This is a genomic window from Paracoccus albicereus, from assembly GCF_024359525.1.
Lineage (GTDB): Bacteria > Pseudomonadota > Alphaproteobacteria > Rhodobacterales > Rhodobacteraceae > Paracoccus > Paracoccus albicereus.
This window is the reverse complement of sequence record NZ_JAKZEU010000004.1, coordinates 230828-252014: the sequence shown is the minus strand read 5'-3', so window position 1 is coordinate 252014 and position 21187 is coordinate 230828. Positions and strand designations below refer to the sequence as shown.

General features: G+C 66.6%; 21 protein-coding genes and 1 pseudogene. 13 read left to right on the top strand and 9 right to left on the bottom strand.

The features are described 5' to 3' along the window. Positions 1–62: 62 nt before the first annotated feature. Complete coding sequence (gene cobT, locus MLD63_RS12285; RefSeq protein ID WP_255330200.1) at positions 63–1934, top strand: cobaltochelatase subunit CobT; 1872 nt, start codon at positions 63–65, stop codon at positions 1932–1934. 287 nt (positions 1935–2221) lie between these two features. On the opposite strand, the gene MLD63_RS12280 is transcribed toward cobT, so the two are convergent. Genes MLD63_RS12280 through MLD63_RS12270 form a run of 3 tightly spaced genes read right to left on the bottom strand, consistent with a single transcriptional unit; the run spans position 2222 to position 5657 of the window. Further along, positions 2222–3919 (bottom strand): chloride channel protein, encoded by a 1698-nt coding sequence (locus MLD63_RS12280; protein ID WP_439957660.1) that lies wholly within the window; start codon positions 3917–3919, stop codon positions 2222–2224. 27 nt (positions 3920–3946) lie between these two features. Beyond that, positions 3947–4759, bottom strand: coding sequence for an NAD-dependent epimerase/dehydratase family protein (locus tag MLD63_RS12275; RefSeq protein ID WP_255330199.1), 813 nt, complete (start codon positions 4757–4759; stop codon positions 3947–3949). A 4-nt stretch (positions 4760–4763) separates the two neighbouring features. Continuing rightward, positions 4764–5657 carry a glycosyltransferase gene (locus MLD63_RS12270; RefSeq protein ID WP_255330198.1) on the bottom strand — a complete coding sequence of 298 codons (894 nt, stop codon included), beginning with the start codon at positions 5655–5657 and terminating at the stop codon, positions 4764–4766. A 158-nt stretch (positions 5658–5815) separates the two neighbouring features. Here MLD63_RS12270 and MLD63_RS12265 point away from each other — a divergent pair. The 8 genes and pseudogenes from MLD63_RS12265 to MLD63_RS12230 all read left to right on the top strand — a co-directional run bounded on the left by MLD63_RS12265 (position 5816) and on the right by MLD63_RS12230 (position 14111). Further along, positions 5816–7195, top strand: a pseudogene (locus MLD63_RS12265) (FAD-binding oxidoreductase). 49 nt (positions 7196–7244) lie between these two features. Beyond that, positions 7245–7478 (top strand): hypothetical protein, encoded by a 234-nt coding sequence (locus MLD63_RS12260; protein ID WP_255330197.1) that lies wholly within the window; start codon positions 7245–7247, stop codon positions 7476–7478. 94 nt (positions 7479–7572) lie between these two features. Next, a complete protein-coding gene (locus tag MLD63_RS12255) occupies positions 7573–8367 on the top strand; it encodes a glycoside hydrolase family 25 protein (protein ID WP_255330196.1) in 795 nt (264 codons plus the stop codon). Next, positions 8340–9002 carry a CPBP family glutamic-type intramembrane protease gene (locus MLD63_RS12250; RefSeq protein ID WP_255330195.1) on the top strand — a complete coding sequence of 221 codons (663 nt, stop codon included), beginning with the start codon at positions 8340–8342 and terminating at the stop codon, positions 9000–9002. The genes MLD63_RS12255 and MLD63_RS12250 overlap by 28 nt, the downstream gene beginning before the upstream one ends. 59 nt (positions 9003–9061) lie before the next feature. Beyond that, entirely contained in the window at positions 9062–10837 is a 1776-nt protein-coding gene (aspS, locus tag MLD63_RS12245; RefSeq protein WP_255330194.1) for an aspartate--tRNA ligase, read from the top strand. A gap of 48 nt (positions 10838–10885) precedes the next feature. Continuing rightward, a complete protein-coding gene (locus tag MLD63_RS12240; protein ID WP_255330193.1) occupies positions 10886–12259 on the top strand; it encodes a DUF1800 domain-containing protein in 1374 nt (457 codons plus the stop codon). Positions 12260–12261: 2 nt separating this feature from the next. Further along, complete coding sequence (locus MLD63_RS12235; protein ID WP_255330192.1) at positions 12262–13419, top strand: DUF1501 domain-containing protein; 1158 nt, start codon at positions 12262–12264, stop codon at positions 13417–13419. Continuing rightward, positions 13416–14111 carry a GNAT family N-acetyltransferase gene (locus MLD63_RS12230; RefSeq protein WP_255330191.1) on the top strand — a complete coding sequence of 232 codons (696 nt, stop codon included), beginning with the start codon at positions 13416–13418 and terminating at the stop codon, positions 14109–14111. The genes MLD63_RS12235 and MLD63_RS12230 overlap by 4 nt, the downstream gene beginning before the upstream one ends. Here MLD63_RS12230 and MLD63_RS12225 read toward each other — a convergent pair. After that, complete coding sequence (locus MLD63_RS12225) at positions 14108–14842, bottom strand: response regulator (RefSeq protein ID WP_439957659.1); 735 nt, start codon at positions 14840–14842, stop codon at positions 14108–14110. The two genes, MLD63_RS12230 and MLD63_RS12225, sit on opposite strands and share 4 nt — an antisense overlap. 130 nt (positions 14843–14972) lie before the next feature. On the opposite strand from MLD63_RS12225, the gene mce reads away from it, so the two are divergent. Both mce and MLD63_RS12215 read left to right on the top strand, forming a co-directional pair. Further along, the gene (mce, locus tag MLD63_RS12220) at positions 14973–15377 is read left to right on the top strand and encodes a methylmalonyl-CoA epimerase (protein WP_255330190.1); all 405 of its coding nucleotides are present in this window, start codon (positions 14973–14975) and stop codon (positions 15375–15377) included. Continuing rightward, the gene (locus tag MLD63_RS12215) at positions 15377–15649 is read left to right on the top strand and encodes a DUF1467 family protein (protein ID WP_255330189.1); all 273 of its coding nucleotides are present in this window, start codon (positions 15377–15379) and stop codon (positions 15647–15649) included. The genes mce and MLD63_RS12215 overlap by 1 nt, the downstream gene beginning before the upstream one ends. Here the strand turns inward: MLD63_RS12215 and MLD63_RS12210 are convergent. Genes MLD63_RS12210 through MLD63_RS12200 form a run of 3 tightly spaced genes read right to left on the bottom strand, consistent with a single transcriptional unit; the run spans position 15603 to position 17160 of the window. Further along, entirely contained in the window at positions 15603–16319 is a 717-nt protein-coding gene (locus tag MLD63_RS12210; RefSeq protein ID WP_255330188.1) for an EI24 domain-containing protein, read from the bottom strand. The two genes, MLD63_RS12215 and MLD63_RS12210, sit on opposite strands and share 47 nt — an antisense overlap. Further along, positions 16316–16918 carry a nitroreductase family protein gene (locus MLD63_RS12205; protein WP_255330187.1) on the bottom strand — a complete coding sequence of 201 codons (603 nt, stop codon included), beginning with the start codon at positions 16916–16918 and terminating at the stop codon, positions 16316–16318. Before MLD63_RS12205 ends, MLD63_RS12210 begins: the two co-directional genes overlap by 4 nt. Next, positions 16915–17160 (bottom strand): DUF8831 family protein, encoded by a 246-nt coding sequence (locus tag MLD63_RS12200; RefSeq protein ID WP_255330186.1) that lies wholly within the window; start codon positions 17158–17160, stop codon positions 16915–16917. Before MLD63_RS12200 ends, MLD63_RS12205 begins: the two co-directional genes overlap by 4 nt. Before the next feature lie 129 nt (positions 17161–17289). On the opposite strand from MLD63_RS12200, the gene MLD63_RS12195 reads away from it, so the two are divergent. After that, positions 17290–18075, top strand: a complete 786-nt coding sequence (locus MLD63_RS12195; protein WP_255330185.1) for a M48 family metalloprotease — start codon at positions 17290–17292, stop codon at positions 18073–18075. 355 nt (positions 18076–18430) lie between these two features. Beyond that, positions 18431–18772, top strand: coding sequence for a hypothetical protein (locus MLD63_RS12190; protein WP_255330184.1), 342 nt, complete (start codon positions 18431–18433; stop codon positions 18770–18772). On the opposite strand, the gene ilvN is transcribed toward MLD63_RS12190, so the two are convergent. Together ilvN and MLD63_RS12180 are read right to left on the bottom strand one after the other, a co-directional pair. After that, the gene (gene ilvN / locus MLD63_RS12185) at positions 18769–19356 is read right to left on the bottom strand and encodes an acetolactate synthase small subunit (RefSeq protein ID WP_255330183.1); all 588 of its coding nucleotides are present in this window, start codon (positions 19354–19356) and stop codon (positions 18769–18771) included. The two genes, MLD63_RS12190 and ilvN, sit on opposite strands and share 4 nt — an antisense overlap. Before the next feature lie 60 nt (positions 19357–19416). Then, positions 19417–21168 carry an acetolactate synthase 3 large subunit gene (locus MLD63_RS12180; protein WP_255330182.1) on the bottom strand — a complete coding sequence of 584 codons (1752 nt, stop codon included), beginning with the start codon at positions 21166–21168 and terminating at the stop codon, positions 19417–19419. Positions 21169–21187: the final 19 nt, after the last annotated feature.

Here is a 21187-nt window from a genome sequence, read left to right as displayed (position 1 = left end):
CCACGGGGCGGGGCGGGATGGCGCCCCTTGTCTCACCCGGGCGTTGATGGTCTATGAAAGGCATGAAAACCACCGACAACCCCGCCGATCCGTTCAAGAAGGCATTGACCGAGGCAACTCGTGCGTTGGCCGAGGATCACGATCTGAACGTGACCTTTTCGGCCGATCCGTCGGGGGTTTCCGGCGACCAGATGCGCCTGCCGCAGGTGAGCCGCCGGATGACGCGGGACGAGGTGCTGCTGGCGCGGGGAACCGCCGACGCGCTGGCGATGAAGCTGCGCCACAACGACCCCTCGACACATGCGCGCTATGCCCCGACCGGACCGATGGCGCGCGAGCTTTACGAGGCGATGGAAACGGCGCGCTGCGAGGCCTTGGGTGCGCGCGACATGCCCGGTGCGCTGTCCAACATCGACGCGCGGATCGGGGCAGAGGCTGAGAAGAAGGGCTACAGTCAGATCAAGGCGGCGTCCGACGCACCATTGGCGGTGGCGGCGGGGCTGATCGTCCGGCAGGCGGCGACGGGGCGCGCGCTGCCGCCCGGCGCGCAGCATGTGGCCGATCTTTGGCGACCGTTCGTCGAACAGCAGGCCAGCGGCACGCTGGAGCGGATCGACGACGTGCTGGCCGACCAGAGCGCCTTCGCGCGGATGGCGCGGCAGGTGATCGACGATCTGGGCTACGGCGACCAGCTGGGCGAGGATCCCGACCAGCCCGAGGATGACGACGCGGACGAAAGCGCCGAGCAGGACGAGGAAGCCGGCGACAACCAGTCCCGCGAGCAGAACGAGGAAGAAGACGCCGAGGCCAGCCCCGAGCAGAGCCAGGAGCAGGAGCAGGACGAGAAGCAGGCGCAGGTCTCGATGGACGACATGTCCGACGAGGAAATGGCGGACGAGGCCGAGATGCCCGAAGCCGACACCCCGCCTGAAACGCCGCCGCCGGTCAGCGAGGCGAGCGCCGATTACAAGGTCTTCAGCCAGCAATGGGACGAGGAGATCCGTGCCGAGGATCTGGCCGAACCGGCCGAGCTGGAGCGGCTGCGCGCCTATCTGGACAAGCAGCTCGATCCGTTGCGGGGCGCGGTCAGCCGGCTGGCCAACAAGCTGCAGCGGCGGCTTCAGGCGCAGCAGAACCGCAGTTGGGAATTCGACAAGGAAGAGGGTGTTCTGGACGCCGGACGGCTGGCGCGCGTGGTCGCGAACCCGACGACGCCACTGAGCTTCAAGGTTGAAAAGGATACGGAATTTCGCGACACGGTGGTGACGCTGCTGATCGACAATTCCGGTTCGATGCGGGGGCGGCCGATTTCCATCGCGGCGATCTGCGCGGACGTTCTGGCTCGGACGCTGGAACGCTGCTCGGTCAAGGTCGAGATCCTGGGCTTCACCACGCGGGCGTGGAAAGGCGGGCAGGCGCGCGAGGAATGGCTGAAGGAAGGCCGTCCGGCGCAACCGGGGCGGCTGAACGACCTGCGCCACATCATCTACAAGGGGGCCGACGCGCCGTGGCGGCGGGTCAGGCCGAACCTTGGGCTGATGATGAAGGAAGGCCTGCTGAAGGAAAACATCGACGGCGAGGCGCTGGAATGGGCGCATCGGCGGCTGGCGCGCCGGTCAGAGGTGCGCAAGATCCTGATGGTGATTTCGGACGGGGCGCCCGTCGATGACAGCACGTTGTCGGTCAACCCCGCGAATTATCTGGAAAAACACCTGCGTGACGTGATCGCGATGGTCGAGCGCAAGAAGCAGGTCGAGCTTCTGGCGATCGGGATCGGGCATGACGTGACGCGCTATTACCAGCGCGCGGTCACGATCACCGATGTCGAGCAGCTGGCCGGCGCGATGACCGAACAGCTGGCCGCGCTGTTCGATCCCGATCCCAAGAAGCGGGCGCGGATCTTCGGGATGAACAATGTCCGCCGCACCGGCTGAGGCGGGGCGTTCTTAACCTTCGTGAACGGCAACACCAGCGTGCGGTGATGCGCAACAGCGCAACACCTGCTGCCCCATTTTGGCCAGCATTTGCTGGGTTTGGCATGTCACAGCCCGTACACCGCGCGTACACAGGCTGTACACAACCTGTACACAGGCTGCGGACGTGCGGTTAGGGGATCGTTAACGGATCGCGGCCTGCGCCCGGATGTCTTCGACGGTGATAAGTCGTTCGATTTGAAGGGTTTGGCAGATCGCGGACCTCTCGCGGGGTGTCGCGCAGGGCGTCAGCCGTGTTCCTCGGCCGCGGTTTCGGCCAACGCCTGATTGAGCGCCCGCAACGCATCGACATGGTAGACGATCGCGGTGAGTTCCGGCTCGGTCTTGTCGGTCTCTTCGGTATCGGGCGGACGGATCACCGGCAAAAAGGCCGCGCCGGTGCGCTCGAACTCCGCCAGCGCTTCGTGCAGTCGCATCCCGTCGGTCAGCGCGCGGCCCTTGCGCACCATCTCGACCAGCACCGCCTGCGGGGGTGCGCCGTCGTCTTCGAGGCCGCGGCTGACGGCTGTGATCCGCATCTTCTGCGGCAGCCAGACCTGCGGCCCTTCGGCGACATGAACGTCGCGGTTCTCAAGCTGGGTCAGGAAGAACGACCGGTGGACCAGGCGCGAGGCCAGCGCGGACGACAGCGACACCGCGGTCATCACGGCGATCCCGGTCTGCCAGTCGCCCGTCATCTCGAACACGATCATCGCGGTCGAGATCGGCGCGCCCAGAACCGCCGCGCCGACCGCGCCCATCCCCGCCAGCGCGTAAAGGTTCACGTTGCCCGACACGTCCGGCAGCAGGCCCGTCGCCACGATCCCGAAGGCGAGGCCGGTCAGCGAGCCCATGACGAGGGCGGGCGAGAAGATGCCGCCACCCATCCGGCCGCCCAGCGTGATCGCGACGGCGAGCGCCTTGACCCCGGCAAAGATCACCGCCCCCCAGAAGCCGATCTGACCGGACAGCGCCGCCGCCGTCGTTTCATAGCCGACGCCGATGATATGCGGAAACTGCGTCGCGATCAGACCCAGAAGCGCACCGGCGATGGCGGGGCGCAGCCAGCGGGGCAGACCGGTGCGCGACATCACGTGGCTGGCGGCCTGATCGGCCCGGAACACCGCGCTCATCATTGCGGCGGCGACCAGAGCGCAGAGAAGGCCGAGGATCATGAAGGCGGGCAATTCGACATAGAAGGCGAGGTCCGTGCCCTGCGACAGGTCGAACTCGGTAATGCCGCCGAACTGGCTGCGGTTGATGACGGTGCCCGCGACCGCCGCGATGGCGATGGGGGCGAAGGCGTGAATGGCGAAATGGCGCAGCACGACTTCGTGCGCAAAAAGCGCGCCTGCGATGGGCGCGTTGAAGCTGGCGGCGACCGCGCCCGCCACCGCGCAGCCCAGAAGGTCGCGCCCGGTGATCGGGCTGGCCTTGATGCGGCGTGCGACCGCGGTCGAGATAACGCCCGCGAGATGGACGACCGGGCCCTCGCGTCCCGATGAGCCGCCGGTGCCGAGCGTGATCAGCGAGGCGACAGCGGAGGCAAGACCGGCGCGGATTTCCACCCGGCCGCCTTCCAGCGCCGCGCCTTCGATGACGTCGCTGACGCCGCGCACGCGGCCGTCCGCGGTGAAATGGTGCAGGATCAACCCGACCGCAAGGCCGCCGAGGATCGGGCTGAGGATCACGATCCAGGCCGGCAACGACACGGCGGTCGAGGCCATGGTCAGGTCGTCGGCGCCGTAGATCGCGCGCTGGATCCAGCCGATCCCCAGTCTGAAGCCGACCGCGGCAAAGCCAGCGCCGATCCCGATCAGCAGTGCCAGCAGCCAGAACTGGACCTGGCTGGGGCCGCGGTCCCGCATGACCGCCAGCGCGCGTGCGCTGCGGGCGTTGAGATAACGCCATCCATCTCGGTGCCAGCCTTGCCCGCGCGTGTCCATGTCTGCCCCTGTCTTGGGGCGACGGAATCACGAATCGATGCTGGGGTCCAGCATCGCGGGCAGCGTCGCGCGCAGCAGGTCGATGCCGCCGGGGCACCATCCAAGGGCGCGCAGACCGGCGCAGTCGAGGATGCGAAGGCCGCTTGCATCGGCGCGCGGCGGCGGCCGATGAGGGCAGCCGGTCAGACGCGCGACATCCGCCAGCAGGTCGTGGCGGTCCAGCGTGAGGTCGCTAGCGTTCAGCGTCGCGGGCGGGGCGGGCGCGGCGAGGATCGACAGGATCGCGGCGGCGAGGTCATCGGCGTGGATTTCGGTGGCGACACGGGGGGTGACCGGGCGGCCGGCAAGGAAGTCGGCGAAGAGGCCGCGCCACTTGTTCGCGGCGCCCGGCCCGTAGATGCCGGTAGCGCGCAGCGCGGTGGCACCGGGGCCGAGGCTTGCCAGATGCGCCTCGGCCAGCGCCTTGACCTCGCCGTAGAGCGTGGTCGGGGCAGGGGGCAGGTCGTCGGGCAGCAGGCCGGGCGGGTGGCCGTCATGGACCGCGCGCGACGACAGGAAGACGATGCGCGAGACGCCCGTGCGGCGCGCGGCGTCGAACAGCCGGATCGTGCCATCCAGATTGGCCGCGCGGAAGGCTGCGGGATCGTCACCTTCGCCACCGCGATAGCGGCCGGGGGCGTGGGCGAAGGCGGCGTGGATCAGCGCGTCGTGACCTGACAGGTCTGGCGTGTCGCCGAGGCGATAACCCGGCAGCGGATCGACGTCGTGGCCCGTGGCACGGGCCGCGCGGTGGACGATGCCGCCGACGATGCCGGTGGCGCCGGTCAGGGCGATGCGCATGCGCCTAGGCGGCAGGGCGCGCCTGCGCGCCGAGATCGGGGATCGGTCCGCCTGCGGCAATGGTGCGCCAGAGGTCGATCAGCGGCGCCAGCGCCTGCGCCTTGGCATGGTCGGACCACGGCTTTTCGTACTGGTAGTGCAGGATGTGGATGTCGTCCCAATTCCACAGGTCGGGCATGTTCATCCACACATATTGCAGCATGTTCATCTGGATCGGCAGGCCATGCCAGTCTGGGAAGAAGTCCTGCAGGAAGGTCTGGTCGGTGCGCCGCCAGAACACGCCCGGCCGGTCCAGCCGGTCCAGCATCGCGGCGAAGGTCGCCGGATCGGGGCGCGCGGTGAAGACGCCCGAATTCATACGGTGAAAGCCGTCCAGCCCGTCATAGACGTTGGGCGCGGCGCAGAATTCGGGGAAATCGAACAGCTTGTCCACATTGCGCAGTACCAGCGCGTCGGCATCGATGAAGATGCAGCGGGCGTAGTCGAGCTGCCACAGGCGCAGTTTGACGAAATTGTCGAGCGGGGTGTGGAAGGCGGGCTTTTCGCCCCGCGTGAAGGCGGCACGACCGTGCAGCGCGTCGCGGGCATGGGTGCGGTCGAAGCCGGTCGAGGTCGGCAGCAGGTCGCAGGCGATCAGCCGCGCGCCGAGACTGCGCAAGCGGGTCAGGCCGGCGGCTCCGACATGGCGGTGCAGCACGACGAGATCGCCCGACGCCCCGGTCAGGCGCAGCGAGCGCAGCAGTGCCTCGGCCCCGGGAAGGTAGTCCTCGTTCGTGACCAGCGTGACGTAAGCGCGGTCGGACAGGGCGGCCGACTCGGCGCGAAGGCCGGGTGCAATCGTGTAGCAATTCGTCGTGGCGAGTTGCTGGACCTCGGGTCCGATCACGTCTTTTGCCATTGAAAATAAGGCCCTTGTCTTCAATTTCCGGTCTCGTCGCCGCGCGATCCTATGCGCCTCAAGTGTATGAATTATGACATGCGCAATCGGCGATGGACAGTCGTCCCGTGCGCTGCGAGTTTGCGCGCCAGCGACATTCCGCCGCACAAAGGTGCCCGATGCCCCTTCCCGACGCGCTTCACGCCCAGCTTTCGGCGCTGCTGGGTGAGCGATTCTCGACCGCGCAGGCGGAACGGGACCTGCATGCCGGGTCCGAGACGTTTCATCGCGCCCCGCCGCCTGATGCGGTCGCCTGGCCGGAAACGACGGCCGAGGTGTCGGCCATCCTGGCAGCCTGCAACGACGCGCGGGTGCCGGTGATCGGCTGGGGGACGGGGACATCGCTGGAAGGCCATGCGCTGGCGGTCCATGGCGGGATCACGCTGGACATGAGCCGGATGGACCGCGTGCTGGCGGTGCGGGCCGAAGACATGCAGGCGGTGGTCCAGCCGGGCGTCACGCGCGAGGCGCTGAACACGGAACTGCGCGCGACGGGGCTGTTCTTTCCCGTCGATCCCGGCGCGAATGCCAGCCTGGGCGGGATGGCCTCGACTCGGGCTAGCGGCACGACGGCGGTGCGCTATGGCACGATGCGCAGCAACGTGCTGGCGCTGGAGGTGGTGCTGGCCGACGGGCGGGTTATCCGGACCGGGGCGCGGACGGCGAAATCGAGCGCGGGCTATGACCTGACCGGGCTGATGGTCGGTTCCGAAGGCACGCTGGGGATCATCACCGAACTGACCCTGCGCCTGCATGGTCAGCCCGAGGAGACGGCGGCGGCGGTCTGCGCCTTTCCCGATCTGGAAAGCGCGGTCGCCTGCGTGCAGATGACGATGCAGGCCGGCGTGCCGATGGCGCGGATCGAGTTCATGGACGGCGTCGCGATGCGGGCGGTCAACCAGGACATCGGCTCGACCTATGCCGAGATGCCGCATCTGATGATCGAGTTCCACGGCTCGCCCGACGCGGTCAAGGCCGATGCCGCGACCTTCGGCGAGCTGGCGGGCGAATGCGGCGGGCAGGGGTTCGACTGGGCGACGACGCCCGAGGATCGGACCCGGCTGTGGAAGGCGCGGCACAATTCCTACTAGTCCACGCTGAAGCTGCGGCCGGGTGCGACGGGCGTCGTCACCGATGTCTGCGTCCCGATGTCGGCGCTGGCCGAGCAGGTGACGGCGGCCGCGGAAGACATGAAGGCGGCGGGGATCCTGGGCGATATCGTGGGCCATGTCGGCGACGGCAATTTCCACACGCTGCTGCTGGTCGATCCCGAAAACGCCGACGAGATCGCGCAGGCCAAGGAGGTCGCGCGACGCATGGCCGAACGTGCGCTGGCGGTCGGCGGCACGATCAGTGGGGAACACGGCATCGGCATCGGCAAGCGCGGGCTGATGGAGGCCGAGCATGGCGAGGCGTGGCAGGTGATGGGTGCGATCAAGACCGCGCTCGATCCGCATAACATTCTTAACCCGGGCAAGATGGTTCCCGACCGGAACTGACCGAAACGGCCCCGCGTTTCGTCCTTTGAACCCAAACGCGGAGTGACCCATGTCCCACAGACCCGACCTTCCCGTCGAAAAGGAAGCCAAGCGCCACAAGCCGGCCATCATCGCGATCATCGTCGCGCTGGCGGCAGCAGTCATCGCCTTCCTCGTCTTCGGTGCCGACACCAGCGACGTGGACATGGAGCCGGCCCCGGCCGACAGCGCTGCGACGCCCGATGTCTCGCAGGATACGCCGGCTGAAACCGCACCCGACGCGGAACCCGCCCCCGCGAACTGACGCTTTCGTGACCGCCCCCGCCCGGTGACTTCCGCTCACGCGTTTGCGATAACGAGCAAAACGATAACGGGCAGGCCATACAGGCGGGGACGGCATGAAATTTCTGAACGGTTTGATTCTGGCCATCGCGCTTGTCGCGGTGGCTGCAAGTTGTGGACGTAATCCGCCGCGGGGCGGCGGGCCTGCCGTCTATGTCGGTGGCACCGTGCCCCAACTTGGCGATCGCAAGCCGCATGTCTGGCGCAGCGGTCACCCCTATGGCCATCAGGTCCACGGCATCGACATCTCGCGCTACCAGGGTGACATCGATTGGGCGCGCGTCCGCAATTCCGGCGTCAGCTTCGCCTTCATCAAGGCGACCGAGGGCGGCGATCATTCCGACCCCAGTTTCCAGCGCTACTGGCGTGAGGCGGGCGCGGCCCGCATTCCGCGGGGCGCCTATCATTACTATTACTTCTGCCGTTCCGGCGCCGAGCAGGCGGCGTGGTTCATCCGCAACGTGCCCCGTGAACGGGGTGCGCTGCCGCCAGTCCTAGACCTTGAATGGACCAACTCGCGGACCTGTCCGCGTCGCCCGTCCTCGGTCGAGATCAAGGAGCAGGCCGAGGTCTTCATGCGGCTTCTGACCCAGCATTACGGTCAGCGCCCGATCATCTACACGACCGTGGACTTCTACGCCGACAACCAGCTTGGCACGATGAATGCCGAATTCTGGCTGCGTTCGGTCGCCGACCATCCTTCGGCCCGCTATCCGGGTCAGCGCTGGACGTTCTGGCAATACACGGGCACCGGTATCGTGCCGGGCATCAGCGGAGACGTCGATATCAACGCCTTTGCCGGCTCCAGCGCGGATTGGGCGCGATGGTTGCAAGCCCGGCTGTCCCGCTAACCCGCCGGCGACGGCTTTGGGCCGAGTTCGCGGCGCTCTATATCGGGGCGCCGCTGGCCATTGCGCTGTTTCTTCCGCCGCGCCAGATGTTCACCGCGCTGATCCTGTTCTCGCTTGCCGGGTTGGTGCTGCTGTGGCGCACCGGCGGGTTCGAATGGCGCAGTCTGTTTCGCGGCTGGCGGCGCATTCCGTGGGGCGAGGTCGCGCTGATCGCCGTGCTGACGCTGGTCACCGGGGTCGCGATCCTGTGGCTGACCCGGCCCGGTGCGCTGTTCGGCATCCTGCGGACCCGGCCCGAATTCATGCTGGTGATCTGGTCGCTTTATCCGCTGCTGTCGGCCCTGCCGCAGGAGCTGATCTTCCGCCCGCTGTTCTTCCATCGCTTCGGCAGTCTGTTTCCCGACATGCGGGTCGCGCTGCTGGTCAACGCGGCGATCTTCAGCTTCGCGCATCTGATGTACTGGAGCGTGATCGTCACCATCCTGACCTTCGCCGGCGGGCTGGTCTTTGCCCGTGCCTATGTCCAGCGCGGCTTTCCCGCAGCCTGGGTCCTGCACGCGGTTGCGGGGAACGTGATCTTCGCGGTCGGCATGGGCTATTATTTCTACACCGGCAACGTGGTGCGCCCTTTCTGAGCGGTTGACTTCGACCTTGCGGCGCTGTTCATGCGGGGGTCGAACGAAAGAGGTCCGCCATGAACGCCTATCGCAGCCATACCTGCGCCGATCTGACCGCCGCCGACGCGGGCGCCGAGGTCCGCCTGTCGGGCTGGGTCCATCGGGTCCGCGACCATGGCGGCGTGCTGTTCGTCGATCTGCGCGACCATTATGGCATGACCCAGGTGATCGCCGACAGCGACAGTGCGGCCTTTGCCGCGATGGAACGTCTGCGGGCCGAGACCGTGATCCGCATCGACGGCCGGGTGAAGAAGCGCGACGACGCGCTGGTGAACCCCAAGCTGCCGACGGGCGAGATCGAGGTCTATGCGACGGGACTTGAGGTTCTGGGGCCGGCGGACGAATTGCCGCTGCCGGTCTTCGGCGATCAGGATTACCCGGAAGAGACCCGGCTGGCTTACCGCTTTCTGGACCTGAGGCGCGAAAGCCTGCACCGCAACATCATGCTGCGGTCCAAGGTGATCCGCTCGATCCGCAACCGCATGTGGGACAGCGGCTTCACCGAATTCCAGACGCCGATCATCACCGCGTCCAGCCCCGAAGGCGCGCGCGACTTCCTGGTGCCGTCGCGGTTGCACCCGGGCAAGTTCTACGCGCTGCCGCAGGCGCCGCAGCAGTTCAAGCAGCTGATCATGGTCGCGGGCTTCGACCGCTATTTCCAGATCGCGCCCTGTTTCCGCGACGAGGACCCGCGCGCCGACCGCTCGCCCACCGATTTCTACCAGCTCGACGTCGAGATGAGCTTTGTCGAGCAGGAGGACGTGTTCGCGGCGATCCAGCCGGTCGTGCAGGGTCTGTTCGAGGAGTTCGGCAGCGGACGCCGCGTTGACACGGATTGGCCGCGCATCCCCTATGCGGATGCGATGCTGAAATACGGCAGTGACAAGCCGGACCTGCGCAACCCGATCGAGATGCAGGTGGTGAGCGAGCATTTCCGCGGCTCGGGCTTTGCGATCTTCGCGAAACTGCTCGAGCAGGACGGGACCGAAGTGCGCGCGATCCCCGCGCCCACGGGCGGCTCGCGCAAGTTCGCCGACCGGATGAACGCCTTCGCCCAGCAGCAGGGTCTGCCGGGGATGGGGTATATCTTCTGGCGCAAGGGTGAAGACGGCCAGACCGAGGCAGCCGGTCCGATCGCGAAGAACATCGGACCCGAGCGGACCGAGGCGATCCGCGAGCAGCTTGGCCTGGGCGAGGGCGACGCCACCTTCTTCCTTGGCGGCAAGCCCGAGAGCTTCGAAGCGGTCGCGGGGCGGGCGCGGAACGAGATCGGGCGCGAATTGGGTCTGACCGACGAGAACCAGTTCAAGTTCGCCTGGATCGTCGATTTCCCGATGTACGAGAAGGACGACGAGGGGAAGATCGATTTTTCCCACAACCCGTTTTCCATGCCGCAGGGTGGGCTGGATGCGCTGTCGGGCGATCCGCTGGCGGTGAAGGGCTACCAGTACGATCTGGCCTGCAACGGCTATGAGCTGATTTCGGGCGCGATCCGGAACCACCAGCCCGAGATCATGTTCAAGGCGTTCGAACTGGCCGGTTATGGTCGCGACGAGGTCGAGAAGCGCTTTGGCGGCATGGTCAAGGCGTTCCGCTATGGCGCGCCGCCTCACGGCGGCTGCGCGGCGGGGATCGACCGGATCGTCATGCTGCTGGCGGATGAAAGCAACATCCGCGAGGTCATCATGTTCCCGATGAACCAGCGGGCCGAGGACCTGATGATGGGCGCGCCCAGCGAGCCTACGAACGAACAGCTCCGCGACCTGCGACTGCGGGTCTTGCCGAAAGAGTGATCTGACCCCGGCCCGCGCCTCATGCGATAAACGCGTCGAGAGGTGATGATGGCGATCGACTTTCCCGAACTGGCGGCGATCCGGCTGGGCTATGGGCTGTCGCCGAACCAGCCGCCGCCTGCCGACGCGGCGGCGGTGCTGGCCTCGGTCCCGCGCGCGCAGTCGATGGCGATGCCCACCACGATGGCCGATTATCGCCGCGATTTCGAGCGTTGGCAGGTGATCCGCAAGGCGCAGGAAAAGGCCGACACCGCGCCGAATCGAGCCGCGTTTCAGCGGATCAGGCAGGGCATGGCGCAGAAGCCCGAAATCGACCTGATGCGGCGCATCGCGCGCGCGGCCATCGATCCGGCCGGCTTCGGCGAGCGGCTGGTCCAGTTCTGGGCCGATCACTTCACCGTCCGGTCCAAGAACTTCGTCTCGCATGTGCTTGTCTCGGCCTTCGTGGACGAAGCGATCCGGCCGAACCTGTCTGGCAGCTTTGCCGACATGCTGAAGGCGGCGACGACACATCCGGCGATGCTGCTGTATCTGGATCATAACGGATCGACCGGGCCGAATTCCGTCTTCGCCCGGCGCCGGCCGGAACGGCGGCTGGGCCTGAACGAGAACCTCGCCCGTGAACTGGTCGAGCTGCATACGCTGGGGGTCGGTGCCGATTACAGCCAGACCGATGTACGCGAACTGGCCGAATTGATGACGGGCATGGGCTTTCAACCGACGGGCGACCGGATCTATCGCCCGGATCGGGCGGAGCCTGGGGCCGAGCAGCTGCTTGGCCGCAGCTATGGCGGGCGCGGCACCGACGGGATGGGCGAGATCCGGCGGATGCTGGACGATCTGGCACGCCATCCGGCGACGGCGTCCCATCTGTCCCGCAAGCTGGCCGTCCATTTCCTGAGCGACGATCCGTCGCCGGACGCGGTGGCGGTGTTGGAAACCGCATGGCGCGACAGCGACGGCAATCTGCCCACAATCTATCGTGCCTTGGTCGAGCATCCGGAGCTGGAGGCGACGTTCCGCCAGAAGGCGCGCCAGCCCTTCGATTTCATCGTTGCCGCGGTGCGTGCGCTGGGGCTGGACCCCTTGCGGGTGCAACGGATGGAGCAGAAGCCGCGGCGTCGCGACTTCGTCAACCCGATGCGGCGGATGGGGCAGGCCTGGCAGCAACCCGTGGGACCGGACGGGTGGGCGGAACGCGCGGACGACTGGATTTCGCCCCAAGGGCTCGCCGCGCGGATCGACTGGGCACTGGACCTGCCGGGGCGATTCCTCGATCCGCTTCCCGACCCCCGCATCCTGCTGAAACAGGCCCTGGGCAGCACCGTATCGCCGGCGCTGGCCGCAGCGGTCCCACGTGCGGAATCCGAGGCCGAGGGGATCGCCCTGATCCTTGCATCCGCCGATTTCAACCGGAGGTGACGATGGCGACCCGACGTTTCGTGCTGAAATCGGGGCTCGCCGCCGCCTGTTCGGTCGCGGCGCATCCGCTGATGTCGACGGTCACCTTCGCCGCGGCGCCGGGTGACCATCGGCTGGTCGTGATCATCCTGCGCGGTGCGATGGACGGGCTCGACGTGCTGCAGCCCTACGGCGACCCGGCTTTGGCCGCCCTCCGCCCGTCGCTGTCGCCGGGGCCGGATGGCGGGGCGCTGGATCTGGACGGGTTCTTTGCCTTGCACGCAAGCCTTGGCGACCTGATGCCGCTTTGGGCCGCAGGCGAGCTGGCCTTCGTGCCTGCCGTCTCGACCCCCTATCGCGACAAGCGGAGCCATTTCGACGGTCAGGACCTGCTGGAGGCGGGCACGGGCGAAGACGTGCCCCTGGCGATGCAGCGCAGCGGCTGGCTGAACCGCGCGTTGCAGGGCATGCCAGGCGCGCGGGCCGAAACCGCATACGCGATCGGGACCGGCGACATGCTGCTGCTGTCGGGGCCTGCGCCCGCGATGAGTTGGTCGCCGGACGCGCGCCTGCGTCTGAGCCCGCAGGCCGAGCGGCTGCTGGGCGACATCTATCACGACGATCCGCTGTTCCGGAACGCGGCAGGCAGTGCGATCGAGATCGTTTCGGGCGGCGGATCGGATGCGCGGGGGCCCACGGCCGTCGCGGATTTCGCCGCCTCGCGGCTGAACGGCGAGGCGCGGATCGCGGCCTTCTCGCTGACCGGGTGGGACACCCACGCCCGGCAGGCGCAGGTGCTGCGCCCGGCGCTGTCGCGGCTGTCCGCCTCGATCCTCGCGTTGAGGTCGGGACTGGGGCCCAACTGGTCGAAGACGACGGTGCTGGCGATGACGGAATTCGGGCGCACCGCGCGCGAGAACGGCTCTGGCGGGACCGATCACGGGACGGGCGGGGCGCTGCTAATGGCCGGGGGTGCGATCCGCGGTGGTCGGGTGATCGGAAACTGGCCGGGTCTGGGCGAGGGCCAGCTTTACGCCGACCGCGACCTGATGCCCGTGCGCGACGTGCGCGCCTACGCAGCCTGGGCCTTGGCCGGGCTCTTCGGACAGGACCGGGGCAGGCTTGAGGCCGAGGTCTTTCCGGGCCTCGATATGGGCGCCGATCCGGGGATGCTGTCATGAACGACGCGCGACATCGGGGTGCGCTGGTCGAAGGCTTCACGCCGCCACCCGCGCCTGGACCCGCGGTGATCGAGGGTCGGTTCATGCGGCTGGAAAGGCTGGATGCGGTTCGCCATGCGACAGAGCTTCATCGCGCCAATGGCGGTGCCGACGAGGTGTGGGATTATATGGGTTACGGGGCCTTCGACACGCTCGACGCCTATCGCGACTGGCAAACGACGATGGCGCAGCTGTCCGATCCGTTCTTCTACGCCATCCGGGATGCCGCGAGCGGAAAGGTCGCCGGACTTGCCGCCTATCTACGCATCGAACCCGCCCACGGTGTGATCGAGATCGGGCATATCCAGCTTTCTCCGGCATTGCAGCGCACCGCCGCGGCCAGCGAGGCGCTGATGGCGATGATCCGCTGGGCGTTCGAGACGGGCTATCGTCGGGTCGAGTGGAAATGCGATGCGCTGAACGCGCCCTCGCGCCGGGCCGCGTTGCGCTTGGGCTTTGTCTTCGAAGGCGTCTTTCGCAAGCATATGGTCGTGAAGGGCCGCAATCGCGACACGGCCTGGTTCGCGATCACCGATACCGAATGGCCGGCGTTGCGCACCGCCTACGATCGCTGGTTGTCACCCGATAATTTCGACGGTGCCAGCCGTCAGCGCGAAAGCCTGTCCGCACTGACGAAAGGCGATGGACGTTAGATTTCGCCTACCGCGGCAAGGCGGTCCTGGACCATGCCGCTGATCCGCGCGAGATCGGTCGCAAGCGCGTTTCCTGCCTCGTGATCGCGGGCGAGGGCGGCGGCCGCATCCTCCAGCGGCGCATCATGCGCCGAACGTGCGACTCCGGCGAGGAAGCGCGCGATATAGTCGATGGCGGCGGTGTTTTCGGCCGTGGCGAGGATTTCCGCCACATGGGCGAGATCGTCGCGCAGGGCCGACGTGTCGGGGGCGATCACATCGTCGGGCAGGGCGCGGGGAAAGCTGGGCTGCGATTCGGGCGGCAGCGCGCCGAGGATCAGCTGCTGGAACATGGCCAGGCTTTCGACGGGCTTGCCGAGGAAGCCGTCCGCACCGGCGTCCAGCGCCGAGGATTCCTTATCGGGATCACCCGACATGCCGAGGATCACAGGAACCCGCGGCTCCGTCCGCGCAATCTGGCGGATCAGTTCGGCGCCGTCGCCGTCAGGCAGGCCCAGATCAACGATCACGACGGCCGGGCGATAGGTCTGCAGATGCCGCGCCGCCGAGCGCAGACAGTCGGCGCGACGGATGCGCGCGCCCGACCGCAGGCACAGAAGCCGCACCGCTTCGCTGGCAAAGCGCGAATCTTCGACCACCAGCACCGTCAGCCCGGTGAGCGGCCGTCCGGGCATCGACATCCGCCACACGGGCAGCGTTTCGACCCCGATCTTGCTGATTTCCGTCTGCATGGTTCCCGATCCTTCTGGAATCACCGATGTCCTCAGCAATACGGGCGCAATGGCTAACATCCGGTTAACGGCCCCCGGACTTTCCCTTGCCGGCCCGAGCGCCTAGATAGACGGGCAAACGGAGGTCAGCATGATCGGACGCCTGAACCACGTCGCCATCGCGGTGCCGGACCTGAAGGCCGCGTCGGCGCAATACGAGCAGATCCTGGGCGCCAAGGTCGGCGCGCCGCAGGATGAGCCGGACCACGGTGTGACCGTCGTCTTCATCGAATTGCCGAACACCAAGGTGGAACTGCTTTATCCGCTGGGCGAGGACAGCCCTATTCAGGGCTTTCTGGACAAGAACCCGTCGGGTGGCATCCATCATCTGTGTTTCGAGGTCGAGGACATTCATGCCGCGCGTGACCGGCTGACGGCCGAGGGTGCGCGTGTGCTGGGTTCGGGAGAGCCGAAGATCGGGGCGCACGGCAAGCCGGTCCTGTTCCTTCACCCCAAGGATTTCAACGGAACGCTGATCGAACTGGAGCAGGTCTGATGAATTTGACCGGTGGCATCGTCCTTTACGCCGTCCTGTGGTTTCTGGCGCTGTTCCTGCTGCTGCCCTTCGGCGTGCGCAGTCAGGCCGACGAGGGAGAGGTGGTGCCCGGCACGCATGCCGGCGCGCCCGCGCATCCGGTGCTGCGGCGAAAGATGATCTGGGCCACGCTTCTGGCGGCCGCGATCTGGGCATTCTGCGCTTGGATCATCCTTGGCGGCGTGATCACTCGCGCGGATATCGAGGCGTGGAGCGGGATCTACGCGCCGTGAGATGAAAGAGGTGCGTGAACGTCGCCGCCGCGAGAGCGGGGATCGCCACGTTCACCACCGGCACGGTCAACAGGAATGCGATCATCACGCCGGTCCAGGTGACGGTCGTCGCATTGGCCTTGCGCAGTGCGGTCGCTTGGGGCTCGGCCAGGTGTCGACGCGCTGCCATCTGAAAGAATTCGCGCCCCAGAAGCCAGCCATTAACGCCGTAGAAGAACACCGGCGCGAAGGGGCCCAGCACGGGCATCAGGATCAGCGAGACGATGGCGACGCCCAGCACCGCAGCGCCGACCGCGAGAGATTCGAGAAGCCCGTCGGCGAAATCCAGCGACTGCCCACGCGTCTCGGGATAATGCTGCGCCTCGACCGCGTCGGCGACACGCTCTGCAAAGAGGCCGCAGAAGGCGGCCGCGACCGGTGCCATCAAGAAGAAGCCCATGACCGGGAACAGCGCGAGCGAACCCCAGCCCAGCGTGTCGCCCAGATCGACGCTTCCGAGGAAGGGGACAGAGATCGACCCGGGAACGAAGGCGCGCAGCAGGAACACGATGCCCGCCTGGAAAGCCACGAACAGCACCAGCGTCAGCACCATGCTGAGCAGGACCAGCCCGAGAATGCGCGGGCGCAGCAGATCACCCCAACCGCTGAGGATCGCGCGGGTCGCGTTCATTCAAGCCACGTCGTGAGGGCTGCGACGTCGGGACGCGGCCGGTCCGGCGGCGTCGCGCCCCTTGTGCCCAGATGGATCAGCCCGGCGACACGCTCGCCCTTGGCCAGACCCAGATGCGCGGCACCGAAGTCCGCATTCAATGCCGCGTAGCCGGTCAGCCAGGCGGCACCCCAGCCCGAGGCGAGCGCGGCATTCACCAGCCCGAGGCACAGGGCCCCGGCCGACAGTTCCTGTTCCCACGGCGGTACTTTCGGGCTCTCGACCGGCTTGTGGATCACCGCGACGATGACCGGAGAAGCGAGAGCCGAGGCTGCCTTGTCCGCCGCCGCCTGATCCTGTCCGGCATCCAGCACCGCCTGATGCAGGATCGGCGCCATCCGATCCAGCGCGGCACGTTCGAGCACCACGAAGCGCCAAGGTTCAAGCTTTCCGTGGTCCGGCACCCGCGCGGCCAAGGTCAGAAGCCGCAGGATCTCGTCGCGGTCCGGCCCCGGCTCGCGCAGCATCTTGGGCGGATGCGAACGACGGGTTTCCAGAAACCGCAGCGCCGCTTCGTCGCGATGGTCCATGGTGCTTTCCTGCTGCTGCGTATCGGTCATGCCGGGGTCTCCAGTCGGTAATTGCCCTCGGGGAGGTTCAGGGCGGCGCGCAGCTCGGCCAGTTGATGCAGGCTCAGCACGATGCGGACAACCTCGTCGCTGTCTGGCACCATCTGTTCGACGATCACGCGGTCGTCGAAGGTCTGGATGACCACGTCCTCGTTCAGCGGCCGGTTGCCTTCGGGGGCTTCGTCGATCAGCGTGACGACCGTCGCGTCGAATTCGTGCTCGATGGTGAACATGCGCTTTCTCCTCGATTGAGATGCAACATTCGCGTGAAGCTGAAGCAGGGGCAAGCCGCCGGTCTGGCGTGAGGCACGAGGCCGCGATAGGCTGCGGGAAAGTCAGGCAAGGGACAGCGGGGAACGGGCATGGCAGCTTGGGGCGGAAAGGCGATTCTGGCGGCGGTTCTGGCGCTTTCTGGCTGCGTCGCCGTGCCACAGGATGGAACGACGACCGCCCCCGGCCGGACCGACACGTCAACGGATTCGCCCTATTCGACGCCAGCGGCCGCATCCGGCCCGACCGTCACCGGTCCGCTCAGCGCGCGGGCGGCCGCGCGCAACTTCGTCAGCGTGATGCAGCGAATGGAGCCTGCCATCGAGCGGGAGTGCCAGGAACGGCGCACCCAATCGATCAATTGCGACTTCCAGTTCGTCGTCGATGATCGGGCCGGGCAGGATATCAACGCGTTCCAGACCGTCGATCCGCAGGGGCGGCCGATCATCGGCTTCACGCTGCCGCTTATCGCCGAGGCACGGAATGCCGACGAGATGGCCTTCGTGGTGGGTCACGAAGCCAGCCATCACATCCTGAACCACCTTTCGCAGAAATCCGGCGCGGCGACTGCTGGTGCGATCATTCTGGGGGGGCTCGCCGGCGTCTATTCGGGCAACCCGGCCGCCGTCGCATCCGCCCAGCGGATTGGGGCCTCGGTCGGATCACGCTATTATTCGCGGGAATGGGAATTGCAGGCGGACTATCTGGGCGCGATCATCACGTTGAACGCCGGCCTGGACCCGCGCAACGGCGCGCGCTTCTTCGAGCGGATCCCGGACCCCGGCAACCGCGTTCTGGGGTCGCACCCGTCGCGCGCCGCGCGGATCGCGCAAGTCGAGCGGGCGGTGGAGGATTACCGGTCGGGACGCGCCCGCTAACGCTCGCAATTCGAGAAGATGTGCAGGGTCCGGAATTTTTCCGAACGCTGTTGCGATCAGGCATCAGGACGGGATGCGCAAAGGATAATCCGACTATCAATTATATCGTGCGCGAGTTGATCGCTCGGCGGCATTTCGCCTGATTTGCCTGCTATCAGCGGAATATCGCGGCGCGTCGCATGGCATGTGCCAAGGGCCACGGTGTCGAAAGGTTCCCGCTTGGGACGCAGCGTCAGCGCCAATTTCCTGTCCACGCAGCGAAATTCTCTTCTCCCGTTTATTGCGCGTACATATAATCGGGGTTGAGAGCGTTGAGTACGGGTACTGACCCGGACATGGGGAGGTTGCCCTGAGAATGATCGGCGTCGTGCTGTGGAGCAATGAGGAGCGGCAGAAAGCCGTCATCTGGTGCGAAGATCACCAGGCGCTGGCTTATCTGGATGGAACCGACGATCTGACCGAAGGGACCGTCTGGCCCACGATAGGCGACATTCTGGAACTGGAGAGCGAGACGATCGGCAATCTGCGCCGCGCCAGACGGGTTTCGCGCCTAGAAGATTGCACCTGTCCGCAGATCCCCGCGATCCTGCGCGGCGAATGCAGCGCGCCACATCTTCGCCTTGTGTCTTCGCGAAGCGCCGTCCGCCGGGATCAGGCGGAAGCCGACATCCCGGAACGGATCAGCGCGACGCGTTAGCCACCCGCGACCGGTGCAGCCGCCAGATCCCCGCGCGCCAGCGCAGCGACGCCGGTGCGCGCAAGATCCGACAAGCCCAAGGGTCGCATCAGGTCAGCGAAGGCGTCCAGCTTCTCAGGGGCCCCGGTGATCTCGAAAACGAAGCTCGTCAGCGTCGAGTCAACCACGTTGGCCCGGAAGATTTCGGCGATGCGCAGCGCCTCGACCCGCTTGTCGCCCTTGCCCGACACCTTGAACAAACCAAGCTCACGCTCGACCGATGGTCCCTCGACGGTCAGGTCGTGAACTTCGTGGACGGGGACGATGCGGCCAAGCTGTGCCTTGATCTGCTCGATCACCGCGGGCGTACCGCGGGTGACCACCGTGATGCGCGAGGTGTGGCCGCTGTGATCGACCTCGGCCACGGTCAGGCTGTCGATGTTGTAGCCGCGCCCTGAAAACAGGCCGATCACACGCGCCAGGACGCCGGGCTCGTTTTCGACCAGCACCGCCAGCGTGTGACGCTCTTCGACATCCGCGTTGGGGTTGCGCAGATCGTAGGCCGAGTGGCTGGAGGCGCCGCGTTCAAGTTTCAATGCCGACATGGGTCCGGCTCCATCTTCTGTCCAGAAATATCCGCAAGTCCGGGGCAGCGCCCCGGAAGCTCAGACCAGTACCGCGCCGCCGGTCTCGATCACGCCCAGTTCGGCGGCCTCGCCCAGAAGCATTTCGTTATGCGGCTTGCCCGACGGGATCATCGGGAAGCAATTCTCATGCTTCTCGATCAGCACGTCGAGGATGAACGGACCGTCATAGTCGATCATCTGCTGGATCGCGTCGTCCAGATCCTTGGGATCCTTCACCTGCGCGCCCTTGCAGCCGAAGGCCTCGGCCAGCTTGACGAAATCGGGCAGGCTGTCGGACCAGGACTGGCTGTAGCGCTCGCCATGCAGCAACTGCTGCCACTGGCGCACCATGCCGAGACGTTCGTTGTTCAGGATGAATTGCTTGACCGGCAGCCGGAACTGGATCGCGGTCCCCATCTCCTGCATGTTCATCAGCCAGCTTGCGTCACCGGCCACGTTGATGACCAGCGCTTCGGGATGCGCCATCTGCACGCCGATGCTGGCCGGCAGACCGTAGCCCATCGTCCCGAGACCGCCAGAGGTCATCCAGCGGTTCGGCTCGTCGAAGCCCAGATATTGCGCGGCCCACATCTGGTGCTGGCCGACCTCGGTCGTGATGTAGCGGTCGCGGCCCTTGGTCAGCGCCTCGAGCCGCTGCATCGCGTGCTGCGGCTTGATGATCTGGTCGCTGTTGCGGAAGTTCAGGCAGTTCTTGGCCTTCCAGCCCTCGATCTGCTCCCACCACTTGCCAAGTGCCGCGCGATTGGTCTGACGGCCGCGCGAGGACCACAGATCGACGATCTGGCGCAGCACGGCACCGACATCGCCGACGATCGGCAGATCGACATGGATCACTTTGTTGATCGAGCTGGGATCGACATCGACATGTGCCTTGATCGATCCGGGGCTGAAATCCGCGACGCGCCCGGTGATCCGGTCGTCGAACCGCGCGCCCAGGTTGATCATCAGGTCGCAGCCGTGCATCGCGAGGTTCGCTTCGTAAAGCCCGTGCATCCCCAGCATGCCCAGCCAGTTCTTGCCCGAGGCGGGATAGGCGCCGAGCCCCATCAGAGTCGAAGTGACGGGAATGCCCGCACCATCGGCCAGTTCGCGCAGGAGGCGGCTGGCTTCGGGGCCAGCATTGATCACGCCGCCACCGGTATAGAGGATCGGGCGCTCGGCCTTTTCCAGCAATTCGACCAGTTGCAGCACCGCATCCGACGCGACGGCATCGCGCCGAGGATTGCGCGGGGCGGCGGCCTTGGGGGGCTGATAGGTGCCGCTCGCGAACTGAACGTCCTTGGGAATGTCGACCAGCACCGGACCCGGACGGCCCGAGGTCGCGACATCGAAGGCGCGGTGCAGCGTATCGGCCAGCTTGTCGGTGTCCTTCACCAACCAGTTGTGCTTGGTGCAGGGCCGGGTGATGCCGACGGTATCCGCCTCCTGAAAGCCGTCGGTGCCGATCAGGAACGTCGGGACCTGGCCCGACAGCACGACGAGCGGGATCGAGTCGAGCAGCGCGTCGGTCAGGCCCGTGACCGCGTTGGTCGCGCCCGGGCCCGACGTAACCAGCACGACGCCGGGCTTGCCCGTCGATCGGGCATAGCCTTCCGCCATGTGGACCGCGCCCTGTTCGTGGCGGACGAGGACATGTGTGATGTCGTTCTGCTGGAAGATTTCGTCATAGATGGGCAGCACGGCCCCGCCGGGATAGCCGAATACGGTATCGACGCCCTGATCGCGCAGCGCTTCGACAACCATCCTCGCACCCGTCATCTCTCGGGACATCTTCTCGCTCCATCATTTC